Raw genomic sequence first — 23,067 nt, 5'->3', positions numbered from 1 at the left:
TTAGTCTTACGGTGGTAAGATGAGAGAACTCCGTTATAATCCCTTGCTCGGCCAGTGGATCATGGTATCTGCGGAGAGAGAAAAACGGCCTTGGAGGCCAAAAGATTTTTGTCCTTTCTGCCCAGGTGGTGAAGAGACTGGTTATGGGTGGGAAGTGCTCTCACTTCCTAATCGTTTCCCAATGCTTTCTTTCAACACTCCTAAACCTGAAAGTAAAGGGTTTTATAAAAAAGCTCGCGCTCTTGGCCAATGCAGTGTTATAGTGGAGACCCCAGAGCATGAATTGAAAGACTTGGAGGAACTCTCCATAGACCAAATGACTAAAGTTGTCCAGCTGTGGAGGCAGATCACAGGAGAATTAAAAAACAACCCTCATATTGCATATCTATCAATTTTTCGAAATAAGGGTGAAGAAATAGGCGTGAGTTTAGCCCACCCCCATGGGCAATTGTATGCTCTGCCTTTCATACCATTGAAGGTTCGATTAAAGATTGAGAATTCTAGAAGGTACTATAATCAATTTAAGAAATGTCTATTCTGCAAGATATTAGATGAAGAATTAAACGGAGAACGGCTGATCTATGAAAATAATGACTTTATTCTCTTCCTACCTTTCTTTGCGAACTGGCCTTTTGAAGTACACATTTATCCAAAAAGGCACGTCCAATGGCTTACTCAGCTAACCCAAGGAGAAACCCTCAACTTAGCGGATATCCTAAGAGTGACTACAGGCATCCTTAATTCTCTTTTTGAAAGGCAAATGCCATACGTGATGAGTGTATATCAAGCCCCCTTTAAAGGGGAGTACCCCTTCTATCATCTGCATATTGAGTTTTATCCACTTCTCAGAGAAAAAGATAAACTAAAATATGCTGCTGGAATAGAAATGAGCACATGGGAGTTCACCTACGACGGAATCCCAGAAGAAAACGCCCAAAAACTCAAAGAGACTTGCAAAAAGATCAAAGACAAAATAGATATGAGAGGAAAATGCATTTAGTGTCTTTAAAATGCTTAGAATTTGCTTTACACTGAAAGCCTCGTCCGTTGATTTAAAAAGAGGTTGGACCTCTTTCGTATCCAATGGGAGTAATCTCATTAATATTCTTGAAGACAAAATTTTCGAGGAGTAAGCAATAATTACTTATATAGTTAAGAGGTCAAAGGGTACTTGAGGAAGGAACATGGGGAAAACAGTTGGGATTCTCCTCGCGGGTGGCAAAGGAGAAAGAATCGGCAGCCCTATACCAAAACAGTTCTTATATGTCGGGAACAAGATGCTGATTGAGTATTCAATTGAAAAGCTAGAGAAAACAGAAGAAATTGATGAGATATATGTCGTTAGCGATTCTCAATACAGCAAAATAATTGAACATCTTAAAAATAGATATTCCAAGCTCACAAAAATTATTGATGGGGGCAGAACAAAAAACGAATCTCTCAAAGACGGTGTCTTAGCACTAGATGAAGACGTGGAGAGAGTAATAATCCACATTGCAGACCGACCTTTTGTATCTTCGTATGTACTTAGCGAGATGATAAAACTCTTGAACAGATATGATGTGATAAGTTTCTGTTCAAAAATTCCGAGTTATGTGGTAAGGGTTAATGGAGAATTTGTATCCAAAGTCCTGAATAGACAGGAATTAAGGCTTTGTAAATCACCTGTCGCTTACAGAAGTGAGATTCTTAAAACCTTAATAAATATGGTCCCAAACTCAGAATTTTTGAATATTGAAAGTGACATAGAGCTTCTCCGCAAATATCTACCAGAGGTAAAGATTTATGCCTATGAATCAACAAGTTTCAACTTCAAGATAACGTATAAAGATGACCTTCGAGTTACTTCTCTCTTACTTCTTAACGGAGCTTAGCGGCCAGAAGTACTCTATAACTCTGTCACTGGATCTATCGTCTTTGTATTTAAAGAACAAATCTCTAAGCCAAAGCCGTTCCTTTTCCCATTTTTTAGGATTCTCAAAAGCTTCGTCCAAAGCTTTCAGTAATTCCTCAACAGTCTTTGCTTTATCTCCTGGGGTCCAAAGTTCAAATGGCTCCAAAACTAATCCTCTTGTTTCACAATATTTTTTCTTATCCGGAATATAGAATATCACCGGCCTATTCAAAAGAAGGTAATCTCTAAATACGGAAGAATAATCTGTCACCAAAATATCTGCTGCAGGAAGAATATCATAAAGTGTCAACCCTGCTTCCATCAACTCGTGATTAGTTATTACCCTAATGTACTCATCAGAATACTTTTTAACAAATACCTCATCATGCGGATGAGGTTTGAAAATAAAAAGTGCCTTTCTCTGTTCTAAGTATTCTCTAAATTTCTGGTCTTTTACAAGGTTAGTAAACAGCTCTTGTGTAACCCTCCTATCATAATCTCTGAAAGTTGGCAAGTAAAATACGATCCTTCTGTTTTTAATCTTCGAGCCTAAGAGACTCTCTAGCCTTTTTAGTGCCTCCCCTTTTTCTTTGAAGAGTGCGTCACATCTGGGCATGCCCAAAACTAAGATCTTTTCTGGATGTATGTGGAAAATTGCAGAAAATAACACCTTTGTAAACTCAGAAGTTGCAACAACATAGTCTATTTTTCTTAGAGTACTTTTTAAAATAAGTCTCCCAACCCAGCTCTGGTATCGTTTGTCAAACCAAAAACCTCTTTTTCCTGGAACTGCATGCCAGATCATGACTCCAATTTGATTTTTAGCCTTCCAGTAAGGAATTCTTTGAGAAGAAAATATGTATTTTGACCTCAATAATTGCCACAGATATTCAACTGTTCCATACATAACAAACTTTGTATTTTCACGCTTTCCAAACACCCCTTTATTTTCAACCGGCCATATGAACTTATAATCCCTAAACTGTTCCAGCTCTTTCATTCGTTCATAAATGTACCTCATATTGCCAGCAAAAGAGGGGTATGAAATAAGCATTATTCTCTTAGAGTCTTTCGGGATAAGAATACTTATTACGGCTAGGAGATGAGATCCCACAAAAACAACGAAAAATTTAAACCTTTGGGGAAAGAGTCCTATCACTCTATGAAATATCCCCCATTTCATATTTTGTCATCCCAGATCTTTGATAGTTCCTCCAAGATTTTAATATAGTCAACGTAAATCTCAAGATTTGTTTAATGTTGCAATTAACCAAGTAATTTGATTATCAATTTTCTATTTGCTTTCAGAAGTTAAATCAATTATGCTACCTTCATTCCTAGAGTAAACATTCTATATCAAAAAGACTTCAGAAGAAGTTTCAATGAGAGAAAATTTAATCAGTTTTTTTCAAAAAGCTTAAGATTGAACTTTGTTTAGGCTTATAATACACGTCTTCTCCCCGAACCTCAATGTTCTCGAGATCCTCAAGTTTTGCTTTTTTAACTTCCTCAGGTAGTTTTATCTCCCCGTATTTTCCTCCTCCACCAGGAACAACAATAAGTTTCTCATTCCTGAAAGCCCAGATTGCTTTCGCTATGTCGTTCCCAATAAGCTCTGCTATAGCCTCTATAGGAGCATCGACAAGAATCCTGATCTCACTTCCAAATTCTTTCAGAAGACGTTCCCATATACTCTTTACAGACTTGGTTTCAACTCCTTTGTTAAGAACCATTGCGATTATTTCAGCTAGAGGGGCAAGGTGGAGGTAAGGAGGCCTATCCTTGGGCTTTTCATCCGTATCTGCAAGCTCAAGAATCCTATCGTAAACGCCCTTCTTTATAATCCCCCCGCAGAGTTCACATCTCCATCCTAGTCTTTTTGCATCTTCAAGTCGGTATTTGGTGTAACACCTTGAACATGCAGTCAAATGATATTTTCCCAGTCTTGGATCCAAACCAGCATTAAGAATAATTTTTCTTCCAGCCCGTTTCAAGATAGCTTTTTTAACTTCTTCAAAAGTTGCTTCCTTGATCTCAAAACGGTTAAACTCTCTTCCAAGGCGATGTGGTTGTGGAGAATGAGCATCAGAATTTGATAAATATACGAGCTTATGATGAGCTTTAATCTTATCAGCCATGTATGAATCAGCAGAAAGCCCTAATTCAAGAAAATGAATTTTTACGTTATCATATGCCTCTTTTAAGCTGTCGTACTCTTTATATAATGCAGTCCATGGGGTAAAGGCATGACTTGGGCCAATTAGGGCTCCCACCTCGTTTGCTAAATCCGCTATTGCAGCAGCGTTTATTGTTAAATGGGGCCTACCCTCACTATTAATGTCGTTAGAATAGCGCCCAAGTCTTTCTCGCATTTCTTTTACTGCTTCAATATTAGGAAAGAGAAGAAGATGATGTACCCTTTTATTATCTTCTACCTCTGCTGTAAGAAGAAACTTTATTCCCTTTATTTCATAAGTACCCTCATCAACTTTTTGAGCATGTTTGAGGAGTTCCTCTTCCCATTTTGGGTTTAAAATATCTCCAGTACCTACAATCCCTAATCCTTTAAGCTTTGCATTCTCAGCTAAAATTGGAAAAGTCATAAGCTTTGAAACAGCCTTAGAATATCGTGAATGGATATGAAGATCTGCATCAACAAACATAAAGACACCTCAAAAAGGGAAAAATAAGTCAGAGGTATCCTCTATCCTCCTCTTCGTGGGTTGGCTGTGGAACTTGTTGCTCAAACATTGCTCTCTGCATTTCCTGTACTTTCCTGAGGATTTCTTCAGTTTCTTTGGCCCTCTCATCAAGTGCGCTCATGTCTAATTCTAGGTTAAGCACTTTAGCCACAACACTTAAAACTGCCTTTGCAGCCTTTGCATCCACAATGTAGCCAAGGCTCTCCCCAAGGAAACATACTCCCTTCATTCCTCTGAGTTTTCCGATCCCCAAGAGAAGACCTGCAGCTCCAACGATTGCTCCTCCTTCGTCCTCTCTGAAAATCACTGGGAGTCCTTTGTACTTTTCCTTTGTTTCCAGATCAGTGAAGGAAGCAAGAACTTTCGGTTCTCCCTCAAGTTCAGGGACTTGATAACCCCCCATTGTGATTATTTCCCTTGTGCCAAACTGCTCAACAAAGTCAAGCATTTTCCCTACAACCTCAAAATGCCCATAACTGTCGGTTGGAGGAACTTGAGTATCCCCAGTAATAATTATCAAGTCTCTATGCTCGTCATCTGGACTTTTCCAGTAGTAAAACTCATTCCTCATTAGATCTACCGTTGAGTCTTTTTTTACTATAACCTGATGCATGAAGTGAGGAGAATAAAGTTCAGCAAACTTCTTTGCATTGAGTTCTTGAATCAGATGTTCTGCAGCAAGTTTACCAACTAATCCTATACCGGGAAGCCCTTCTATAAAGACTGGATCATATATTTCTGGTCTTTCATAGACAACTATAATACTCTCTTTCATTTTTTCACCCCTATACCAAGTACTTCTTTTTTCAGTTTCCTCCTGTACTCCCCATATGGATCTTCAGGGGAAAACTTTGGAGGATGAGCTAGCTTTGTCTTTTCACCACAAACTGGACAAGTCTCTTTTAAAGTGTACCGTCCACACTTTGGACATTTCTTAATTCTAAACCTCATGCCTCTCTCCTCTTTATCTTACGAATCTTCTTCTCTTTTCTTATTAAAGAAGCCTCTCCACCAGCTTGTTTTATAACATTTAATATCTCAGAGGCTATTTTCTCTAATACTCCTTCGGCTTTGTAATAGTCCGGAGCTGTGATATCTATTCTATATCTCGGAGCTCCAAGATAACTGAATTTAACTTCAATTCCTTCTTCCTCATTTGCTCGATCTCTTGCTTTTATCAAAGCCTCCCTAATAACCTCAACTCCATTTGATGTTGCCACTGTGATTTCAAACTCCGCATCTATCGTAACAGTAGGAATCTCAACATAATTCGTTATAATCTCTTCTAAAACAGGAAGCCACTCGTCTAGAATGATATCTTTAAGAACTTCTATACCATTCTGAGCAGCATCTTCAAAAGCGGCGTAAACCTCCCCATATTCCTCTTCCAAGGGAACCCACACTTCTCTCCATGCACTGTCAAAATCTTTACCTAATTTTTCAGCTGCTATTTTTAAGAGATTCTCTGCTTTTTGACCCCTCTTGAATTCTTGAAGCTTTGCTTTTCTCTCCTGTTGTTTGACTCTCTTGAGACTAAGATCTATATGTCCCTTGCTCGGATCAACTCTTATAACTTTTGCAACAATCTTCTGCCCTTCTTTTAGGTAATCTCTAATGTTCCTCACAAAAGTGGGAGCAACTTCGCTTATATGCATAAAACCCTCTTTTCCTGGATACTCATCAAGCGTTAAGAATGCACCGTAGTTGTGAATACTTTTAACAGTAGCTATAACAAACTCTCCTTCCTCCGGAAATTCTCTAGCTCTCCTCGGCATTTTCATCATCTCCCGAAATTTTATCCCACTAATTGGTAGCTATTATAAGTTTTTAAGGTTTTGGAGAAAAGATTGAGAAAAGAAATCACTCAAGAACCTCAAGTATTTTAGCCTTTATAATACCTCTGCCACCAGCAGGCTCTACCAAAGTAGAGCCACAAACCAAACAGCGGACTTTTGTAGCAGGGTTGCTGAAAACTATCTGTTCATTTCCACAGTCAATGCACTTGACCCTAAGGAATCTTGATCTTGGCATGGGGATAAGGTTCTTGGGAATTGCCATCTTTTCTCACCTCACACGAGTTCAAACTTCTTCACTCTAAACCCTTCTCCTCTTGTGTGAGCCTTTCCGCACTCTGTGCACCTGTATCTCAAGTCAAGCTTCTTTACTGGTTTCTCTCTTCCAGCAGGGTTTGGCCTTGGGAAACCTTTGTAACCCTTAAGGATTCTCCTGAATCTCCTTTGACCTGCACTAAGCTCACTCCTAGGTCTCTTCTTGACCTTTTCTACTTTGTGAATTGTGTGCTTTCTACAAAATGGGCAGTATGTTCTTATTTGCTTTGGATACTTCATTTTTCCACCTCCCTCGTACGCCCGGTAGGTTCCTTCCCGGACACCCCCGAGCATGAACCCATGACAGTTCGAGAACCCTTATGTTGAACCCTTTAAAACGTTTTTGGAAAGTAATTCAAAGGCAGATTATACAAGAATATAAAGAACTTAGAGAATCTGAAGTATCAGCGGGATTAGGAAGGGAGCTATGGCCGTTAGTATAAACCCGTGAACAAATGCCAAAAGCGTTATCTCTGTGCCTCCAAACTTTGCCATTATTGGGAGGGTAGTATCCATCGTCGTGGCCCCTCCCATCACAATTCCAACTTCTCTTGGGATCTTCCTTATGACAACTGGATAAAAGATTATAGTGAGAATTTCACGGGTCAAATTTGCTAGAAATCCTATCACTCCATAAATTGGAGAATATGCTGCCAAAAGGGGGCCTGTGAGAGAATACCACCCAAAACCAGCTGAAATCCCTAAGGCCCACTTCAAAGGTATTCCCAAAAGCAATGAAGCTAAAAAGCCACCAAGTAACGAACCTATAACTGTGGCCATTGGAAGCAAAAGTGCCATCCTACCAAGTTTCTTAAGTTCCTCTCTGAGACCTTTACTTTTACCTATGTCCATTCCAATGATAAATATCAAGAGGTAAAGCATGATCTCATATAAGTTTCCAAAATCAAAAGTAGTAGTCTTTCCAAGAGTTATACCCAAAATCAGAGACGCTAAGACAAAATAAAGAAAGTTCACTTCCTCACCCCCACAAGGGCTACAAATAAACTTCCCAATATCGTAAAAGAAGCAAATACTAAGGAGTATATTAAAAGTTTAAATGCATCGATCTCAACCCTCCCCGCTTCGACCCCCATAAAGAAGATCAATAAGAGCAGGGCTATGCTCATAGGCTTGTCCATACTAAATCGAAGCTTATTTTTGAACAAATAACCTATTAGGACTCCCACTACAAGTGGTATGAAAATGTTCATATCTTAGCCTAAAATACATAATAGTAATAAAGTTAACGCTACACACATTTTAGGAGTGTCTCATAATCCTCCCTGCTGAGTCTCCATCCCATTGCACCAAAGTTTTCCTTGATATGGACTTTATTCGTAGCTTTGGGGATAGCAACTACATTTTCTTTCCATATGAGCCAGTTTAAAGCAATTTGTGCAGCAGTTTTGCCGTATTTAATCCCCATCTCGCTTAAGCATCTATTCCTTGCAAGACTTCCTTTTTCAAGCGGAGTATATGCCATCAGGGTTATCTTCTCTCTTTTCATGTACTCCAAGAGACCATTATGTTCAGGCCTACGGTCTCTAAGAGAATATTTAACTTGATTTACCACAATTTCGTATTTCTTCATAACCTCTTGGCTACGTTTAAGAAGATCCAAGTCAAAATTACTGACACCTATATACCTTATTACTCCCTTATCTACAAGCTCCTCCAATGCATGAAGTGTCTCTTTTATTCTCCTAAAATCATCTATAGGCCAGTGAAGGAGGTACAAATCTATGTAAGTACCAAGTCTCTTCGCGCTTGCTCTTGCTGCCCTTTTAGCACTTTCATATCCAAAGTGTATGGGCCAGATTTTACTTACTATGAAAATATCTTCTCGCTCAAACTCTTTAATCGCCTCACCAACAAGTTCTTCACTGTGGCCAGAGGCATAAAACTCAGCAGTGTCTATGAGATTCATGCCAAGTTCAAGGCCATACCTCAATGCCTCAATGTTTTCTTTATCCCTTGAATAATCCGGGCTTTCCCAACCTCCTACACCCCATGTCCCCATTCCTATGGCAGTGACCTTATCATCACCTATTTTCTTTAAATCATTAAAAGGCCGTATTCTTTTCATCTTTCTCCCTCCACTCCTCAAGTAAAAGGCCGATTTCATTATACACCTTTACACTACTAAATCCCTTATCTCTCAACACGCTCACAATATCTTTTATAATTCGCTTCTGTACATTCATAGCTATGGCCTGACAAAAGTGACACTCTGGGGTACTCCTCGCTAAGAAGAGCCACACCATAACGTTCTTACCTTCAACTGTTATACCATATACCAGTCCTTCATCTACTATGTTAAGCTCAGTTTCAGGATCTTTTACTTTTTTGAGTTCTTCTACTACCTCTCTAACTTCAGGGGGAAGTTCCTTAATCTTTCCTTTGGGTTTTCCTTTAAGAAAGTCTAAAAAGGCCATCCCTTTCACTTCTTCTCAAACTTTGCAAGTAAATTATTTCCCATATCGTATATATACACTCTTGAGAACTTAACAAGGGCAAAACGCTCCATTATGTCACCTATTATTTTTGAGTGTGCTATTGCAGCTCCACCTATCATATTATAGTAAGTGTTATTTTCCACTGCCAGCCATATCTCAAGAGTTTCCTCATTTACATTCAACCCTGCTATGAGTCCGGCATCAAGAAGATTCATAGTACTTATGGGGTCGATAACAGTGCCAAGCTCCTTGAGAACTTCTTGATACTCCTTTGGATACTCTCGATCTTTTCTGTAAACTTTCATTTTTATTCACCATTTCGAGTTTGGAAACTATCACATAAAAACATTTTTGGACAAATATGACTACTAGATTTTTCTAACCTCAACCCAAGTTGAGTGATAAGCCGATCCATTACCATATTCCTCTACAGTCTCATCTGTTGTAAGAAAGTTTACATTCCATCCAAGTATCTTGGTCCAGAAGGCTTTGTAAAGGAGGACAACCCCCTCTGGAATGTCTTCATTTAGTTTTACCCTTGTTTTTATTCTCCCATTCTTGTTAAAAATCTCCACTTCATCATTTTCATGTATACCCCGCTCCTTGGCATCTTTTGGATTCATATGGAGGTATGGGTCAATTATATTGTATGTATTATGATACTGACTTGTTATGGTCATCTTCCAGGTTGGACTAAGGAGTTGAAGTCCTCTCCCTCTCCTCGATTTGTATTCTGGAAATGGAGACAAGCCCCTATTAAGCGCTCTTTGAGAGTAAAACTCAATTTTTCCACTTGGAGTATTGTATGTTCTTTCTTGTATAGGAATTTTAACAAAACCTGCTTTTCTAAGCTCTTCGAAACGTATTCCATTGATTTCCAGAACTTTTTTAATGACCTTTTTATCAGTCTCATAAAGGTGAGGATTCTCTATTCCTAACGCCTTAGCCAACAACCTTGTGACTTCACTGTTGCTCTTTCCATAAAGCCTCATAACTGGTTCATTAAGGGCCACATACCTATGGTAATAAGAATCCGCAATATCGTATCGTTCAAAGAACGTATTCGCTGGAAGAACAACATGAGCATAAAGGGCAGTGTCAGTAAGAAATATATCATGAACCACAACAAAAACATTATTATCCTCTATAGCCTTTCTCAAGCGATTTTGATTTGGAAGAGAAGCAAATGGATTTGAATTATACACATAAAGGAACTTTATTTCTCCATTTTCAATGTATTCAGCGAGCCTCATTTGAGGAATTTTCCTAGCAGGTTTCGTACGGAGAAATTCTCCCTCAGCATAGCTCTTATCAATGGTCTTCATGTCATAGATAAAGCCAAACTTATGTCCAACAAGGGCCGGAAGTATCGCAATTGCCCTTATGGCCTCCCCACCACTAAAAGATCGTTGGAAACCATAACCAATGTGTATAACTCCCTTTTTCTCTGCATAGCCAAAGGCAAATTCCTCAATTCTCTCCTTCTCAATCCCTGTTTCACCGCTTACAAAGTTCATATCAAAGCGATCCAGGTATTTTACAAACTTCTCAAATCCATAAACTTTTTCTCTAATAAATTCCCTGTCGTATAATTCATTCTCTATAATGAGCCTTGCAACACCAAGGGCAAAAACCACATCCGTATTGGGCCTAATTTGAAAGAACTTCTCACATCTCTTCGCAGTCTCGGTCTTTATAACATCCACAACCCACTTTTCAAGACCATGTTTCTTAGCAAGCATGAAGCCATGAAGGTTCGTCCATACTGGATTTATTCCCCAGTAAACTATGAGCTTCTGATTTTTCAGCTCCTCTGGATCCATACCCCCGGCCGTCCCATAAACATCTTTTAGTGCCTCTTGACCAGCCCTATCACATATCCCATAATCAAGGATTGAAGTGTTGAGATAATGAAAGAGACGCAATGGAAATGCATAATTAACAACCCCACGATCGCCAGCATAATTATATACTAAAACACTTTCACTCCCATATTTACGTATGGTTTCCATTAAACGATTTGCGATAAGGTTTATTGCCTCTTCCCAGTTAGTTTCTTTAAAATCATCTGTCAAATCTCTCCTAATAAGAGGAGTTTTAAGCCGATCCCTGCTATGAAGCCACTTGGGGAGTAATGCACCCTTAGGACACAAAAAACCCTGTGTTATTGGATGAGAGGGATTCCCCCTCACTCTCAACTTTCCTTCATGGAGCTCACTTATTATCGAACATGTGTCATAACAGTCCCGCATACAGACGTTAAACATCCGAACCACCTAGTACGATATGGATATCCTTTTAGCTGCTTCTCTCTGAACCAATATATGTCCAACCGTTCTAGGGAGGGTTACAAGATCCCCTGCCTTAAATGGGCCGTACTCTCTTAAACGTTCATCCAGGACCTTTGGAATATCTTGGAGGAGGATATAAGCGCTGAAAATCCTTCTGTCGCTCGTGACCTCCACTTCCTTTGTTTCCTCTATTGAGACTTCTTCTTCAAATGCTGGTATTTCCTCTCTATGAATAAAGGCCATGAGAATAGAGAAAAGCTTCTTTTCATCACTAATAAGGTTAAACGGGCGTCCCTCAAAAGCCATATCAACTATTTTATGGAGTCTAATCTTGAGAATCTCTTTAACTAACTTCTCCGCAACGCTTAGTTCCGCCAAGTAAAGTTGTTCATCGACTTCTTCCCCTCTCTCCTTGGAAGATTCTGCTCTGAGTTTTAATGCTTTTATAAGACTATCAAACTCTTCATAGAAATCATCATCTAACAAAGTCAACTCCGTTGATGACAATTCCATTTCTAGAAGTTCTCTAAGCTTCCCTAGATCCAAATTGATCACCTAAAAAAGATATTAAAAAGAATCATTCCTCAACACGAGGAGCCAACAGGAATGTGAGTCTTCCTTCATCTCTTATTGGGTAGTCCATCTGAAGAGGCATCTCATTTCCGAACTTGAGCATTACCTCATCTGCTTTGCCAATTCCCTTGACCATGTCCGCGAGATAACTGACACCATAAGCACTCTTAGTTTCTTCTTCCACATTCAAGTCAAGCAAACCCTCGTCTTCAAGAGTGAGCTTGATTTCGACCTCTTGGGTTTCTCCCTCTGCTTTCATAACAAACTCATTTTCCTTTGCAATGAACTTGAGACTATCACTAACGAGGGAAGCATCTTTTACAGCTTCTTTGAGCACCTCTCCTAATACCACAGCCCTAACTGTGAATGGGAGTTCTGGCAGTTCAAGTTCTAGTTCTTCAACTTCAATTAAGGGGAGTTTAAAAGTCCTTTTTGCAGTCCCCTCAAGAGTAATCTCAAGAAAGTTCTCCTCTCCTTTCCTAAGAACAAGAATGTCCTTACCCTTTCCCCTCTTGAGAATTTTCTTGAAGTGATCCATATTGACTCCTACAGTCTCCTCCCCATCGATATCATACTTACTAAATATACCAGCAGGGAGATTGAGATCAATCAGAACTACTCTGCTTGGGTCCATTGCCCTCATCGAGATTCCTTCTTCAGTAACTTTGAATGCAGCTTCATCGATTAAGTTGCTTGCTGTGTCAATCAAGTCTGCAAATTCTTTCGCTCCATCAAAAACTATTTCAAATGGCATCTTCACCCCTCCATATCATTGAGAATTTTAGCCATCAACCTAACTCTTTCTTTACCTCTCAATAAATAAGTTTTTCCATTATTCACATCAGGTAACCTCTTATAAGCTTCGTCTAATTCCTTTAAAGCTTTTTCTACAAGGCGTTTAAGCACTTCTATCTCAAGTTCTCCCATATATGGCCACCGTTATTCATAACTCCTCCAAGTGTACCCACACTTTGTACACCTATAGAAAATCGTTGAAGGCTCATCTCCTGCTCTAGTCTGCAATTCCCACCAATATGCTTCATTATTTCCACATTTTGGACATGTAACTTTAGCCTTTGGAAGTGTGGCAACGTCTTGCTCTATCACTGGGATGTCTTCTCTTTCATGTTTAATGTTCTGTTTTATTTTATATCTCTCAGCTGTTTCTGGGTCAAGAGGCTCCTCATAACCACATTTTCTACAAATGAAAACTCCCTTCTTCTTGTTTGGCAGCATTATGCTCCCACATTTTGGACAGAATTTCATTATTCTCACCCCCTAACCTAAGACAAGGTTGTGGGGATTGGAATAAAAAGTTTTGCCATGGTTAAAACCAAGCCTCTGGATTCTTATAACTTCCAAGAACTACATGAGTTATCACGTTTTCTATTTCTGGGTAATTATTACCCAACATATGAAGGAAGTCGTTTAGTTCATCTACATTTTTGAAGTATGCTCTCACAATTAAGTCCGTATCTCCTGTAATCTCCCATACATCCTCTACATGAGGTAATTTATACAGCTTTAGTGCCACCGGGCGAGGGAGGCCTCGCTTAACCTTAAGCTCCAAAAGAACCTCCAGTTCATATCCGAGCTGTTTATGGTCCACATCTATTGTAAATCTTTTAATGACACCATTCTCAACCATTTCCTGGACTTTGTTATAGCAAGTTACGCTGGTAGTATTACACTTTTTCCTAGTTTCTGTTCTTAAGAATCTTCACAAGTACTTGCTTCATTTCCTAAACTAACACTATCCAGAACGCCCGTATATCTGCTTTTACGGGCATTTTCATGAGTGAGGATTGTTTTGAACCTTGGACATTAACGGATGACAAAAACAAAGTTTGGAGTTATTTTGCTTTATTCCTAGAACAAAAACTTATTAAGCCTGCTTCAAAATCAACTTTGAAGTTTAACCGATGATGAGTGTCATCCCAGCCGATGGGAAGATGACGACGTTTTATCCCCACCTGAGGTGCCCTCAACCATAAACCCCTCCTTTTAAGGGGAGGAATAGAATTATCACCATCTGATCTTTGGAACATTTAGATATATACCTCTTTCTGAGAAACCTCTATAAAATTAAACTCTAATTAATCAGTTAGGTGAAGTAATGAAAATCTGTATCCTCTATGACACTAAAAGAGGCTCAACTAAGAAAGTGGCTCTTAAAATCGGTGAGGCCCTTAAAGAAAAAGCAGACATCAAAATAGAACGGGTAACTGATAAATTCAAGGTAGAAAACTGCGATCTAATTATAATTGGAGCTCCAATTTACTATGAACGGCCGCTCCCGAGCGTTATAAACTTCATCCGATCAAAAAATGGGCTTGAAGGCAAAAAAGTTGCTGTCTTCGTTCTATGTATAGCTGACAAGTTCGGAGAATTTGGAAAAAAGTACACCGAAAAGCGGTATATGAGGTTAATGACCAATCCAATCAAAGGAAAAATAATAGCAAAGAAAGTCTTCGATGGCTGGATACTAAATGAGAACCCAAAAACCCTAGAGGATGCAAAACAATGGGCTCTACGAGTACTAGAAGCATTTCAAACTGGAAAGATTATTGAGAAGGTAGAACATCCTGAATGAGTTAATGAAACAAAGCGGGCAATGAAGTACAACTTTTCCCAACATGAAACGGGCTCTCATCCTAGAGTTAACCTTAATAAAGCTAGGGCCTATCCAATATCAGATCGAGTCAAGATCATGTTACATCCAAGTTGAGGTGATCCAATGCTTGGCTTTTTAAGGAAAAAGAAGAAAAAATATGGAGTTCCAATATACATAGGTGAACCTACCATTATCTATCATACTCAAACCGAACGGGCCATCTTGAAGATAATAGAGGAAAGATTAAACTCCAATAACTTTATACTCCCTTCTGAATACGGGCTAAAACCTACCCTCCATATGATACGTGACGCAGAGGTTTTTGTTGCCATTGGCATAGTGGGCAAATTTACTTCCTTGGTGGTGAGAGAAATAAAAACTGCTCAGGAACTAAAGAAAAAAATATACACCCTAAACGTTGCTAGAAAGGGTAATGAGATTTATTATGACTTCTTTGAGGGAATACCCGAAGATATGGAATGGTTGAGTGAAGAAGAAACCAATCAACTTTATGAAGACTTCAGAGGAGAGGAGTTCTCCGGATTTATGAAAATATTTCTGGGAGATAGAAGGAGACAGTGGTAGTTAACCTTATTATACACTCTTACCAATTTTTTCTGGGTGAAAAACATGGTAAAAATTCCCAAAAGTCATCCGAGATATTGGAGTCTTTACTACAGAGAGAAGATCATTGAGGGCATGGAAAAGGGTATGACTGCTAAGGCTGGGCTGATAGCCCATGGAAGGGGAGAGGCTTTCGATTATCTAATTGGAGAAACAACCATAGAACCTGCAGAAAAGGCCCTGAAAGCTGCAGTTGCAAAACTTCTTTTAGCAGAATATCCAGTAATATCAGTAAACGGAAATGTAGCAGCTCTGGTCCCCAAAGAGACCATAGAACTTGCAAAAGCTTTGAATGCAAAACTGGAGATAAATCTCTTCTACAGAACTGAAGACAGAGTTAAGACAATAGCAGAAGAGTTGAGAAAGCATGACCCCAATGTAGAACTTCTTGGCATAAACCCCACTAAAAGGATTCCAAACTTGGAGAGCGAGAGGGGCAAAGTTGACGAGAATGGTATCTGGAAAGCGGATGTTGTGGTTGTACCACTAGAAGATGGAGACAGAACAGAGGCATTAGTTGCTATGGGCAAATTCATCATAACAATCGACCTAAATCCCCTCTCAAGGAGTGCGAGAATGGCAGACATAACAATAGTCGACAATATTGTAAGAGCATATCCAAGGATGATCGAACTGGCTAAAGAAATGAAAAAGCTCCCGAAAGAAGAGCTTGAGAAGATAGTAAAAGAATACAATAACGGTCAAATTTTAAATGAAGTACTCTTGCATATAAACTCCAGACTAGAGAAACTATCTAAGGAAGGAGTTTGGAGAAAAAAAGAACTTTCAACTTAGCCTCTTTCACTCTTTTCGACAAGTGCCCTTAGATTTAGAATAAGTTCATTTTCATCTTTAACGTGTGAGACTACTAATGGTACCCTTTCTCTTTCGGCTATTTTTACTGCGAGTTCATCAAGGTTCTTGACACCGTACAATACAACCACTGCTGGTTTCAATCCCTGCACCCTTATTGCTATCATTGGGCTTCTTCCAGTAGTAACTTTTGTGAATATTAACGCCCTTTCTGTAGTCCATCCATAAAGTTTCAAAAATTCATCACTGCTCATCTCAAGTATAGCTTGAATACTATCTATCACTGTATATCCATAAATCTTCCTACCAAGTAAATCTTCATTAGCAACAACTTCTCCTTTCACTGCATTCAGTATGTCTTTCACAGTGACAGGAAAAGCAAACTCTCTTATATCAAGAATAGCATTAGTGGGTAAGTCACCACCTATAGTCCGGCTGAATGCTCTTATGACGTTCCCTCCACGTTTTTCATCTATCACTAGAAGAGCTTCAACAAACTTCCTAATAGTTGATGCTCCAGGACTTTTTCTTCGTCCACCTTCATAATCGCTGATTACCGAAGAAGATACCCCTAAATGATCTGCAAGTTCAGTTTGACTTATACCAAATATTTCTCTCCATTTTCTCATGGTTTTTCCAGGGTCAGAAGATAAAGTTATTTCCCCCGCAATTCTCTTGGCCAAAGCTTCCTTCTCTTTCTCCAACATAGTTGATTCCTCACATTAATTTGTTATAAGTTTTTCGGCAATTGCCTATAGAAGGGGGTAATAACCCGCCCGAGTTCATCGACTCCGCCTTCGGCGGTACTCCCCGGGCAGTAAGTATTGGAAGTTTTCCTTAATAACCTTTGCTATCCCTTCATTTCTTCTTTTATAGCCTCAGCAAGACGTTTAACACCTTCTATAATCTTATCCTCAGGAACATAGGTAAAGTTAAGTCTCATGGTATTTTTCACATCCCTGTAAGCAAAGAATGCCTCTCCCGGGACATATGCAACGCCCTTGCTAACGGCCTTTTCAAACATCTCCTTTGTGTCTATTCCTTCTGGGAGTGTTACCCAAACGAACATTCCTCCCTCAGGTACTGTCCACTTGACTCCTTCAGGCATGAACTCTTCCAAAGCTTTTAACATAGCGTCCCTTCTGGGTTTGTAGAAATTAATTATCTTTGGTATGTGAGTATCTAAATGTCCCCCCTCAACGTATTTCCAGGCTATTACTTGGCTAAAGGTGTTGGTACATAAATCAACACTTTGTTTTGCTATCTCAAGCTTCCTTATGAAGTGAGGTTCCCCTGCAATCCAACCAATCCTGAATCCAGGCGCAAGAATTTTTGAGAAGGTTCCTAAATAGAGTACCCTTCCTTCCTCATCCCATGACTTGATTGGTTTTACTGGTTCTCCAGAATAACGTAGTTCGCCATAGGGATTGTCCTCCACTATTATGAAGTCATATTGAGATGCTAATTCAAGAAGTCTCTTCCTCCTCTTCTCATTCATAGTGACCCCAGCAGGATTCTGGAAGGTTGGAATAGTGTAAACTATCTTTACCTTCTTACCCTCTTTCTCTAACTCCTGAAGCTTTTCTTCAAGAAGATCAATTCTCATACCTTCGTCATCTAATGGAATTTGAACTAACTGGGGATCATAATACTTGAAAGCTTGAAGAGTGGCCAAATAAGTTGGAGCTTCAACAATCACAATGTCTCCTGGATTTATGAAGACCCTACCGATCAAGTCGAGCGCTTGCTGGGAACCACTGGTGATCATTATATCTACCTTTGAAATAGGGATCTCATACCTCTGCCTCATCCACTCGGCTATGGCTAGTCTTAGTGGTGTGAATCCCTTAGTGGTCCCGTATTGGAGTGCTTGAGCAGCGTGGTTTTTGAGAACCTCTTTTGTAATCTCCTCAATTATCTCTACAGGGAATGTTTCAGGTGCTGGAAGACCTCCTGCAAGTGAAATTACATCTGAACTCTCTACAAGTTTCAGAAGCTCTCTAATCTCCGAAGCCTTCATTCCAAGTGCTTTTTCTGAGAAATATTCCTCATAATTCAAAGGTGGAGCCTCCAATTTTTCCTTGAGTCTCTTTTCAAGTTCCATCTTACTCGTCCTCCAAACTTTTTGATTTAATGTACTAAAATGAACACATGGCCTATCCTATGCATTGGTAGTTTTGTGACAATTAAATATAAAGCTTTCGGCGTTGGTCGGAAACACCCTTTATCTTTGTAAAGGACAATTATAATATTGTTTTATGTACACCAAGGAACATATAAAAACGCCAGTGCACAAGTAATAAAAACAAGAGCAGTGAGGTATATAAACCAGCCATACTAAATAAATATCACCCTCTAGGAGGGAGGAAAATGCGAGTAGTAAATGATGTTTTGGAGATAGCAGAGAAAATAAAAACAATGGAAATAAGAGGAGCTGGAAAAATAGCACGATTCGCGGCCCTTGCCTTGCAAATTCAAGCTGAAAAAAGCAAGGCACAAACTGCGGATGAACTCTGGAATGAAACTAAAGAGGCCGCTAGATTATTATACCATACAAGACCTACTGCTGTTTCTCTTCCAAACGCACTAAGATACGTCACTTATCGCGCAAAAGCCGCATACAGCGGCGGAGCTAGCTTAGAAGAACTTAGGTTTGTTATCATAAATTCAGCAAAAGAGTTCATACACAACTCGGAAAACGCTGTCAAGAGAATAGCCGAGTTTGGAGCAAAGAGAATTGAAGACGGAGACATAATAATGACACACTGCCACTCAAAAGCGGCAATTGGGGTGATGAAAAAAGCATGGGAAGACGGCAAAGACATTAAAGTGATCGTAACGGAGACCAGGCCCCTTTATCAAGGAAAACTAACTGCCAAGGAGCTAGCTGAGGCTGGAATTCCCGTTATCTACGTGGTAGATGGTGCAGCAAGACACTATATGAAAATGACAGACAAAGTAGTAATGGGTGCAGATTCTATAACCGCCAACGGTGCAGTTATCAATAAAGTAGGGACAGCGTTGTTGGCTCTAACTGCCAAGGAACACCGTGTTTGGGTCATGATTGCTGCCGAAACATATAAATTCCACCCAGAGACTCTTCTAGGACAGTTAGTAGAGATAGAAGAGAGAGACCCCTATGAAGTTGTTCCCAAAGAGGAACTCGCTACATGGCCAAAGAATATCGTTGTGAAGAATCCAGCCTTCGATGTAACTCCTCCAGAGTATATAGATGTGATAATCACTGAGAAATCAGTTATACCACCCTCTGCTGCTATAGCTATCTTGAAAGAAGAGTTTGGATGGGCCCTCAAGTACACAGAGCCCTGGGAGGATTAATCCTCCATTATCTCATAAAACAGCTCATCTTCCCCAAGCACTTCCTTTAATTTTTTGAAGTTTTCTTCCAGCCTTGGAAGTCTTGACTTACTCCGTTCGAGCATTCTATTACCAAGATTAACTGAAAACTCAAGGTATTCATCGCTTATCAAAGTCTTTCCATCCCTTCCCAAAGGAACTGTTAGATATTCGGTTCCATTTATCTCCACAAGCGTCCTTCCTTTGTTGAGAGCTTTGAAGGTGGTGTACTTGAAGCCAGAGGATAAACCAATCTCATGAAGCTTCTTCGCTATCTCCATGCTCTCCGCAACGACATGAAAGATTGGAGGTTGGACCTTTAGAAATATAATGCCACTTTGGGCGTTTTTTAAGCTCTCTTTGACTTCCTCAAAAGTGACAGGCCTGTGCTCCTTAAGGAGCCACCTTGAGAGAGGTTTAGCCCCTATCTTCGGTTCTTCTATTACACCTATCCTCCCTGAACATGAACTCGTGGTGTAAACTCCATTTATGGAATTTATCAAGAAGAGCAAGTCAATTATGTCATCATCAACTTTGTTCTCTCTGATGGCATTGATGAGAATTTTTAATGATTCTCTCTTCGCCCTCATCGTTTATTCACCCCCTTAAATCAAGGTTGATGAATATGGAGGAAAGTAAATTGATTAATCCACTAACGCCCCTTTATTAGCCCTTTTTGGAAGTATTTTGGCGAAAAGTTTATAAATATATCCCAGATAGCTAAAGTGGACATGGCCGGGGTGGTGTAGCCTGGTTAGCACAGGGGACTGTGGATCCCCTAGCCCGGGTTCAAATCCCGGCCCCGGCCCCAGAACAACGCTTCTCCCAGAATAAAACGCTTTTAAAGCCAACTTCAACAAATTACATAGTAGATCCTGAGACCTCTAATCTTTAATCATCTCAAGAAGCATCCCAAAGAGCTTTACCGTTGTCACTATATCCAGTGCATTGTGCTTTATTATTGGGATTACCAAGGCAACGTTCCCCGTATTTAAATAATAATGGTAAAAATCAGGTATCAAAGCACTTGGGACGTCTTCTCCTCTTTTAAATCCGAGTAAATATCTTTCAAGGGTCTGCAGCCTATAATTGGGAACTCCTCTAATCAGGCTTCTAGAAAAGAGAAAGACATCATAGTTTGGAATTTCAAGACTCTCTTCAATTCCATAATACCTCAATCTCTCCTGAATGAAGGGGACATCAAAACGTCTTCCATTAAATGTCAGTAAAGCTTCCTTATCCCTAAAAAGTTCAAGGAACTTCAAAATTATCGCCTGCTCCTCTTCTAGATTTCTCGCAAAATACTGTCTTATAATGAGTTCATCTTGTCTAAACTCTCCCGTTCCTATGAGAATTATTGGAGCATTAAAAAGCCCTAGAGTCTCTATATCAAGCACCAAAAACTTTTCTAAATTATGAAGAGCAGCACACTGGAGGATGAGAGGGTGAGACTTCTTAAATCTCCTTCCCATGTGTTCTAAGATCTCATAAATTCTACGCTCCTCTAAGCATTTTAAAATCCTTGAGGCATCGTCTTTAAACCTTGGGTGATTTACAAGATCTCTCAAAGTAGAATATCCTCTTTCCTTAAGCTTCTTCTCTCTATTCGGCCCAATTCCGGGGATTAGAGAGAGACAAGATAAAAGATTCCACTTCGCTCTTTCAGTCTCTGGGAACCTTATTTTGATCCTTTCCTTCTTTTCTATTAAATAGCAGTTCCCAACTTCCTCCCCTGAGAATACTTCATCTAAGCTTTTCCCTTCATACCTCTCTAAGAATCTCTTTTTAAGGCCCTCTGCCAAATAATATTCCCATTCCATCAATGCAGTTCCCAAGAGAATAAAGGAGAAGACTATTAAAAACACTTTGCTTTGCTGGATGAATTTAATCTACCTCTAGGAAGAGAAAACTATAATTACTATTAACTCCAATTCCAATTAGTAGCTTTCATTGTGGTGTTTGAGATGAATGAATCTTCCAAAATCACTGTATTTGCATACTCAAAAGACCAATTTGAAGAAAAAAGGGTCAAAAAGGTTGAAGAGGCCTTAAACTACAAAGAGTATAGTGTAGTATGGATAAACATTGATGGCATCGAGCATTTAGAAGAGCTAAAGAGAATTTTTGGATTCCATGACGTGGCAATTAAAGCCATACTCAGAGCAAAAAGCCGTGCAAGAGTTGCGATCTTAAAGGATCACCTTTTTATCCTCCTCCATCAGGTCTATGAATTAAAAGGTGGGTTGAAAAAAGAAAGAACTGCAATTTTTCTCAAAGACAATTTTGTAATTACTCTGCAAGAGCGCTCTGGTGATGTGTTTAATTCGATAAGAGAAAGCATACGACATGGTGAAGGTATTTTTAGAGAGCGTGGTGCAGATTACCTAACCTTTGCCCTCCTCGATGCAATAGTCGAAAACTATGTGCCTATATTAGAAAACATCAGCACCCAAATGGAAGTAGTAGAGAACAAAGTGCTAAAAAACGGAGATAAAGATACTCTTCGGAAGATACACGGAATCCGAAGGCGGATTTTATTTGCAAGACGCACTATATTTCCCCTTCTAGAAGTTTTTAGAAGACTGCGACTCGAGGGGAAAGAGTTTTTCACCGAGGAAACACAAGGCTATTTAGAAGAACTTTACAACCATGTTATGGAAGTCCTTGATATTATTGAGAACCAACGAGAAATGGCCAGCGGCTTGGTGGAAATATATTACTCTACCCTCTCCATGAAAACTAATGACATTATAAGAATACTAACGGTTGTTTCCACGATTTTCATTCCTTTGACATTCATAACAGGTATATACGGAATGAACTTTAATTCAAAAATCTCTCCATACAATATGCCTGAGCTCAACTGGTACTATGGCTATCCCATTACACTTTTGATGATGCTTGCAATAGCCCTTGGGATGTTATACTACTTCAAAAGAAAAGAATGGTTATAGGTCTAAAGCAAGTTTCACAGCTTTTTCAGCTATAACATCCATGGGGTCTATAAGAGGAATCTTAAAATCTTCCTGCCTCAGGCCTACACTCACTTCAGTACATCCCGCTATTAGACCATCAACTCTTTTTTCAAGTTTTTTAGCTACTTTGAGCATCTCACTCCTTCCCCATTCAATGTTTCCCGCTTTTATACCGTCATAAATAGCATCCATTAGGGATTTTTGGTCTTTTTCATTAGGTACCGCGATTTTAATACCTCTACTTAAAAGGGCCCGATGGTAAACCATTCCCTTTATCGTACCATCTGTTGCCAAGATGCCAACCTTTTTGAGTCCTAGATTTTTTATATATTCGGCTGTTTCCTCTACCATGTCTATGAAAGGAATATTAATAGCCTTTTGAATTTCTTCGGCAAAATAATGGGCCGTATTGCAAGGCATTATAATAAAATCTGCTCCCCAAGCCTCGAGTTTTTTAGCACTTTCTATAAGCTCTGGAAGGGGATTCTCCCCTTTACCCAAGATATAAGCAGTCCTATCAGGAATTTTTGAATTATTATAAATTATTATCCTTGGATGGTCTTGATCTTTTTTTGCAGGAGTTTTCAGAACTATCCGTCTAAAGAGTTCAACTGTTGCAAGTGGACCCATACCTCCCAATATACCAATAACTCTTTCCAT

General features: G+C 39.4%; 30 protein-coding genes and 1 tRNA gene. 8 read left to right on the top strand and 23 right to left on the bottom strand.

Annotated elements, in window-relative coordinates:
- Positions 1-19 precede the first annotated feature (19 nt).
- Both galT and K1720_RS06015 read left to right on the top strand, forming a co-directional pair.
- Positions 20-1,000 carry a galactose-1-phosphate uridylyltransferase gene (gene galT, locus K1720_RS06020; RefSeq protein WP_251947575.1) on the top strand — a complete coding sequence of 327 codons (981 nt, stop codon included), beginning with the start codon at positions 20-22 and terminating at the stop codon, positions 998-1,000.
- Positions 1,001-1,184: 184 nt separating this feature from the next.
- Positions 1,185-1,874: a 2-C-methyl-D-erythritol 4-phosphate cytidylyltransferase gene (locus K1720_RS06015; protein ID WP_251947558.1), complete on the top strand. Its 690-nt coding sequence runs from the start codon at positions 1,185-1,187 to the stop codon at positions 1,872-1,874.
- Here the strand turns inward: K1720_RS06015 and K1720_RS06010 are convergent.
- The 18 genes from K1720_RS06010 to K1720_RS05925 all read right to left on the bottom strand — a co-directional run bounded on the left by K1720_RS06010 (position 1,854) and on the right by K1720_RS05925 (position 13,672).
- Complete coding sequence (locus K1720_RS06010) at positions 1,854-3,077, bottom strand: CDP-glycerol glycerophosphotransferase family protein (RefSeq protein ID WP_256468491.1); 1,224 nt, start codon at positions 3,075-3,077, stop codon at positions 1,854-1,856. The genes K1720_RS06015 and K1720_RS06010 overlap by 21 nt on opposite strands.
- 211 nt (positions 3,078-3,288) lie before the next feature.
- The gene (locus K1720_RS06005; protein WP_251947541.1) at positions 3,289-4,557 is read right to left on the bottom strand and encodes a TIGR00375 family protein; all 1,269 of its coding nucleotides are present in this window, start codon (positions 4,555-4,557) and stop codon (positions 3,289-3,291) included.
- Positions 4,558-4,585: 28 nt separating this feature from the next.
- A complete protein-coding gene (locus K1720_RS06000) occupies positions 4,586-5,371 on the bottom strand; it encodes a proteasome assembly chaperone family protein (protein WP_251947539.1) in 786 nt (261 codons plus the stop codon).
- Positions 5,368-5,547, bottom strand: coding sequence for an RNA-protein complex protein Nop10 (locus K1720_RS05995; RefSeq protein WP_055283218.1), 180 nt, complete (start codon positions 5,545-5,547; stop codon positions 5,368-5,370). The genes K1720_RS06000 and K1720_RS05995 overlap by 4 nt, the downstream gene beginning before the upstream one ends.
- The gene (locus K1720_RS05990; RefSeq protein ID WP_251947536.1) at positions 5,544-6,371 is read right to left on the bottom strand and encodes a translation initiation factor IF-2 subunit alpha; all 828 of its coding nucleotides are present in this window, start codon (positions 6,369-6,371) and stop codon (positions 5,544-5,546) included. The genes K1720_RS05995 and K1720_RS05990 overlap by 4 nt, the downstream gene beginning before the upstream one ends.
- An 85-nt stretch (positions 6,372-6,456) precedes the next feature.
- On the bottom strand, positions 6,457-6,648 hold the full coding sequence (locus K1720_RS05985; RefSeq protein WP_172672613.1) for a 30S ribosomal protein S27e: 192 nt from the start codon (positions 6,646-6,648) through the stop codon (positions 6,457-6,459).
- A 17-nt stretch (positions 6,649-6,665) separates the two neighbouring features.
- A complete protein-coding gene (locus K1720_RS05980; protein ID WP_055283224.1) occupies positions 6,666-6,944 on the bottom strand; it encodes a 50S ribosomal protein L44e in 279 nt (92 codons plus the stop codon).
- A gap of 147 nt (positions 6,945-7,091) precedes the next feature.
- Positions 7,092-7,679, bottom strand: coding sequence for a LysO family transporter (locus K1720_RS05975; protein ID WP_251947533.1), 588 nt, complete (start codon positions 7,677-7,679; stop codon positions 7,092-7,094).
- The gene (locus tag K1720_RS05970; protein ID WP_251947530.1) at positions 7,676-7,915 is read right to left on the bottom strand and encodes a LysO family transporter; all 240 of its coding nucleotides are present in this window, start codon (positions 7,913-7,915) and stop codon (positions 7,676-7,678) included. Before K1720_RS05970 ends, K1720_RS05975 begins: the two co-directional genes overlap by 4 nt.
- A 38-nt stretch (positions 7,916-7,953) precedes the next feature.
- Positions 7,954-8,790, bottom strand: a complete 837-nt coding sequence (locus K1720_RS05965; RefSeq protein WP_251947528.1) for an aldo/keto reductase — start codon at positions 8,788-8,790, stop codon at positions 7,954-7,956.
- Complete coding sequence (locus K1720_RS05960) at positions 8,768-9,139, bottom strand: iron-sulfur cluster assembly protein (RefSeq protein WP_251947525.1); 372 nt, start codon at positions 9,137-9,139, stop codon at positions 8,768-8,770. Before K1720_RS05960 ends, K1720_RS05965 begins: the two co-directional genes overlap by 23 nt.
- 5 nt (positions 9,140-9,144) lie before the next feature.
- Positions 9,145-9,465: a hypothetical protein gene (locus K1720_RS05955; RefSeq protein ID WP_251947522.1), complete on the bottom strand. Its 321-nt coding sequence runs from the start codon at positions 9,463-9,465 to the stop codon at positions 9,145-9,147.
- Between the two features lie 63 nt (positions 9,466-9,528).
- Positions 9,529-11,427 (bottom strand): molybdopterin-dependent oxidoreductase, encoded by a 1,899-nt coding sequence (locus K1720_RS05950; protein WP_251947519.1) that lies wholly within the window; start codon positions 11,425-11,427, stop codon positions 9,529-9,531.
- 9 nt (positions 11,428-11,436) lie between these two features.
- The gene (locus K1720_RS05945) at positions 11,437-11,997 is read right to left on the bottom strand and encodes a DNA replication complex subunit Gins51 (protein ID WP_251947517.1); all 561 of its coding nucleotides are present in this window, start codon (positions 11,995-11,997) and stop codon (positions 11,437-11,439) included.
- Between the two features lie 31 nt (positions 11,998-12,028).
- Positions 12,029-12,778, bottom strand: a complete 750-nt coding sequence (locus K1720_RS05940) for a DNA polymerase sliding clamp (protein WP_251947514.1) — start codon at positions 12,776-12,778, stop codon at positions 12,029-12,031.
- A gap of 2 nt (positions 12,779-12,780) precedes the next feature.
- The gene (locus K1720_RS05935) at positions 12,781-12,951 is read right to left on the bottom strand and encodes a hypothetical protein (protein WP_167887528.1); all 171 of its coding nucleotides are present in this window, start codon (positions 12,949-12,951) and stop codon (positions 12,781-12,783) included.
- Positions 12,952-12,963: 12 nt separating this feature from the next.
- The gene (locus K1720_RS05930) at positions 12,964-13,290 is read right to left on the bottom strand and encodes a transcription factor S (protein WP_055283241.1); all 327 of its coding nucleotides are present in this window, start codon (positions 13,288-13,290) and stop codon (positions 12,964-12,966) included.
- A gap of 61 nt (positions 13,291-13,351) precedes the next feature.
- The gene (locus K1720_RS05925) at positions 13,352-13,672 is read right to left on the bottom strand and encodes an Lrp/AsnC family transcriptional regulator (RefSeq protein WP_251947511.1); all 321 of its coding nucleotides are present in this window, start codon (positions 13,670-13,672) and stop codon (positions 13,352-13,354) included.
- A gap of 468 nt (positions 13,673-14,140) precedes the next feature.
- Here K1720_RS05925 and K1720_RS05920 point away from each other — a divergent pair, with 468 nt between their 5' ends.
- The 3 genes from K1720_RS05920 (at position 14,141) to K1720_RS05910 (ending at position 16,057) form a co-directional block, all read left to right on the top strand.
- The gene (locus K1720_RS05920) at positions 14,141-14,617 is read left to right on the top strand and encodes a flavodoxin domain-containing protein (protein WP_251947508.1); all 477 of its coding nucleotides are present in this window, start codon (positions 14,141-14,143) and stop codon (positions 14,615-14,617) included.
- Positions 14,618-14,761: 144 nt separating this feature from the next.
- Positions 14,762-15,223, top strand: coding sequence for a hypothetical protein (locus K1720_RS05915; protein ID WP_251947506.1), 462 nt, complete (start codon positions 14,762-14,764; stop codon positions 15,221-15,223).
- A gap of 45 nt (positions 15,224-15,268) precedes the next feature.
- Positions 15,269-16,057: a 4-phosphopantoate--beta-alanine ligase gene (locus K1720_RS05910; RefSeq protein ID WP_251947503.1), complete on the top strand. Its 789-nt coding sequence runs from the start codon at positions 15,269-15,271 to the stop codon at positions 16,055-16,057.
- Here K1720_RS05910 and K1720_RS05905 read toward each other — a convergent pair.
- Together K1720_RS05905 and K1720_RS05900 are read right to left on the bottom strand one after the other, a co-directional pair.
- Positions 16,054-16,782 carry a helix-turn-helix domain-containing protein gene (locus K1720_RS05905; protein WP_251947501.1) on the bottom strand — a complete coding sequence of 243 codons (729 nt, stop codon included), beginning with the start codon at positions 16,780-16,782 and terminating at the stop codon, positions 16,054-16,056. The two genes, K1720_RS05910 and K1720_RS05905, sit on opposite strands and share 4 nt — an antisense overlap.
- Positions 16,783-16,925: 143 nt before the next feature.
- Complete coding sequence (locus K1720_RS05900; protein ID WP_251947498.1) at positions 16,926-18,179, bottom strand: aminotransferase-like domain-containing protein; 1,254 nt, start codon at positions 18,177-18,179, stop codon at positions 16,926-16,928.
- A 266-nt stretch (positions 18,180-18,445) separates the two neighbouring features.
- Between K1720_RS05900 and K1720_RS05895 the strand changes: the two genes are divergently transcribed.
- On the top strand, positions 18,446-19,414 hold the full coding sequence (locus K1720_RS05895) for a ribose 1,5-bisphosphate isomerase (protein WP_251947495.1): 969 nt from the start codon (positions 18,446-18,448) through the stop codon (positions 19,412-19,414).
- Here K1720_RS05895 and taw3 read toward each other — a convergent pair.
- Positions 19,411-20,022, bottom strand: a complete 612-nt coding sequence (taw3, locus tag K1720_RS05890; protein WP_251947493.1) for a tRNA(Phe) 7-((3-amino-3-carboxypropyl)-4-demethylwyosine(37)-N(4))-methyltransferase Taw3 — start codon at positions 20,020-20,022, stop codon at positions 19,411-19,413. The genes K1720_RS05895 and taw3 overlap by 4 nt on opposite strands.
- Before the next feature lie 144 nt (positions 20,023-20,166).
- On the opposite strand from taw3, the gene K1720_RS05885 reads away from it, so the two are divergent.
- Positions 20,167-20,243, top strand: a tRNA-His gene (locus tag K1720_RS05885).
- Positions 20,244-20,316: 73 nt separating this feature from the next.
- Here the strand turns inward: K1720_RS05885 and K1720_RS05880 are convergent.
- The gene (locus K1720_RS05880) at positions 20,317-21,267 is read right to left on the bottom strand and encodes a ribonuclease H-like domain-containing protein (protein ID WP_251947490.1); all 951 of its coding nucleotides are present in this window, start codon (positions 21,265-21,267) and stop codon (positions 20,317-20,319) included.
- Positions 21,268-21,396: 129 nt separating this feature from the next.
- Here K1720_RS05880 and corA point away from each other — a divergent pair, with 129 nt between their 5' ends.
- The gene (gene corA / locus K1720_RS05875) at positions 21,397-22,386 is read left to right on the top strand and encodes a magnesium/cobalt transporter CorA (RefSeq protein WP_251947488.1); all 990 of its coding nucleotides are present in this window, start codon (positions 21,397-21,399) and stop codon (positions 22,384-22,386) included.
- Here the strand turns inward: corA and cuyB are convergent.
- Entirely contained in the window at positions 22,381-23,067 is a 687-nt protein-coding gene (gene cuyB / locus K1720_RS05870; RefSeq protein WP_251947486.1) for a cysteate racemase, read from the bottom strand. The genes corA and cuyB overlap by 6 nt on opposite strands.

It is taken from the genome of Thermococcus argininiproducens, assembly GCF_023746595.1.
In the GTDB taxonomy this organism is placed as follows: Archaea; Methanobacteriota_B; Thermococci; order Thermococcales; family Thermococcaceae; genus Thermococcus_A; species Thermococcus_A argininiproducens.
Note: the sequence above shows the minus strand (reverse complement) of the source record. Positions and strands in the feature narration are given on the sequence as shown.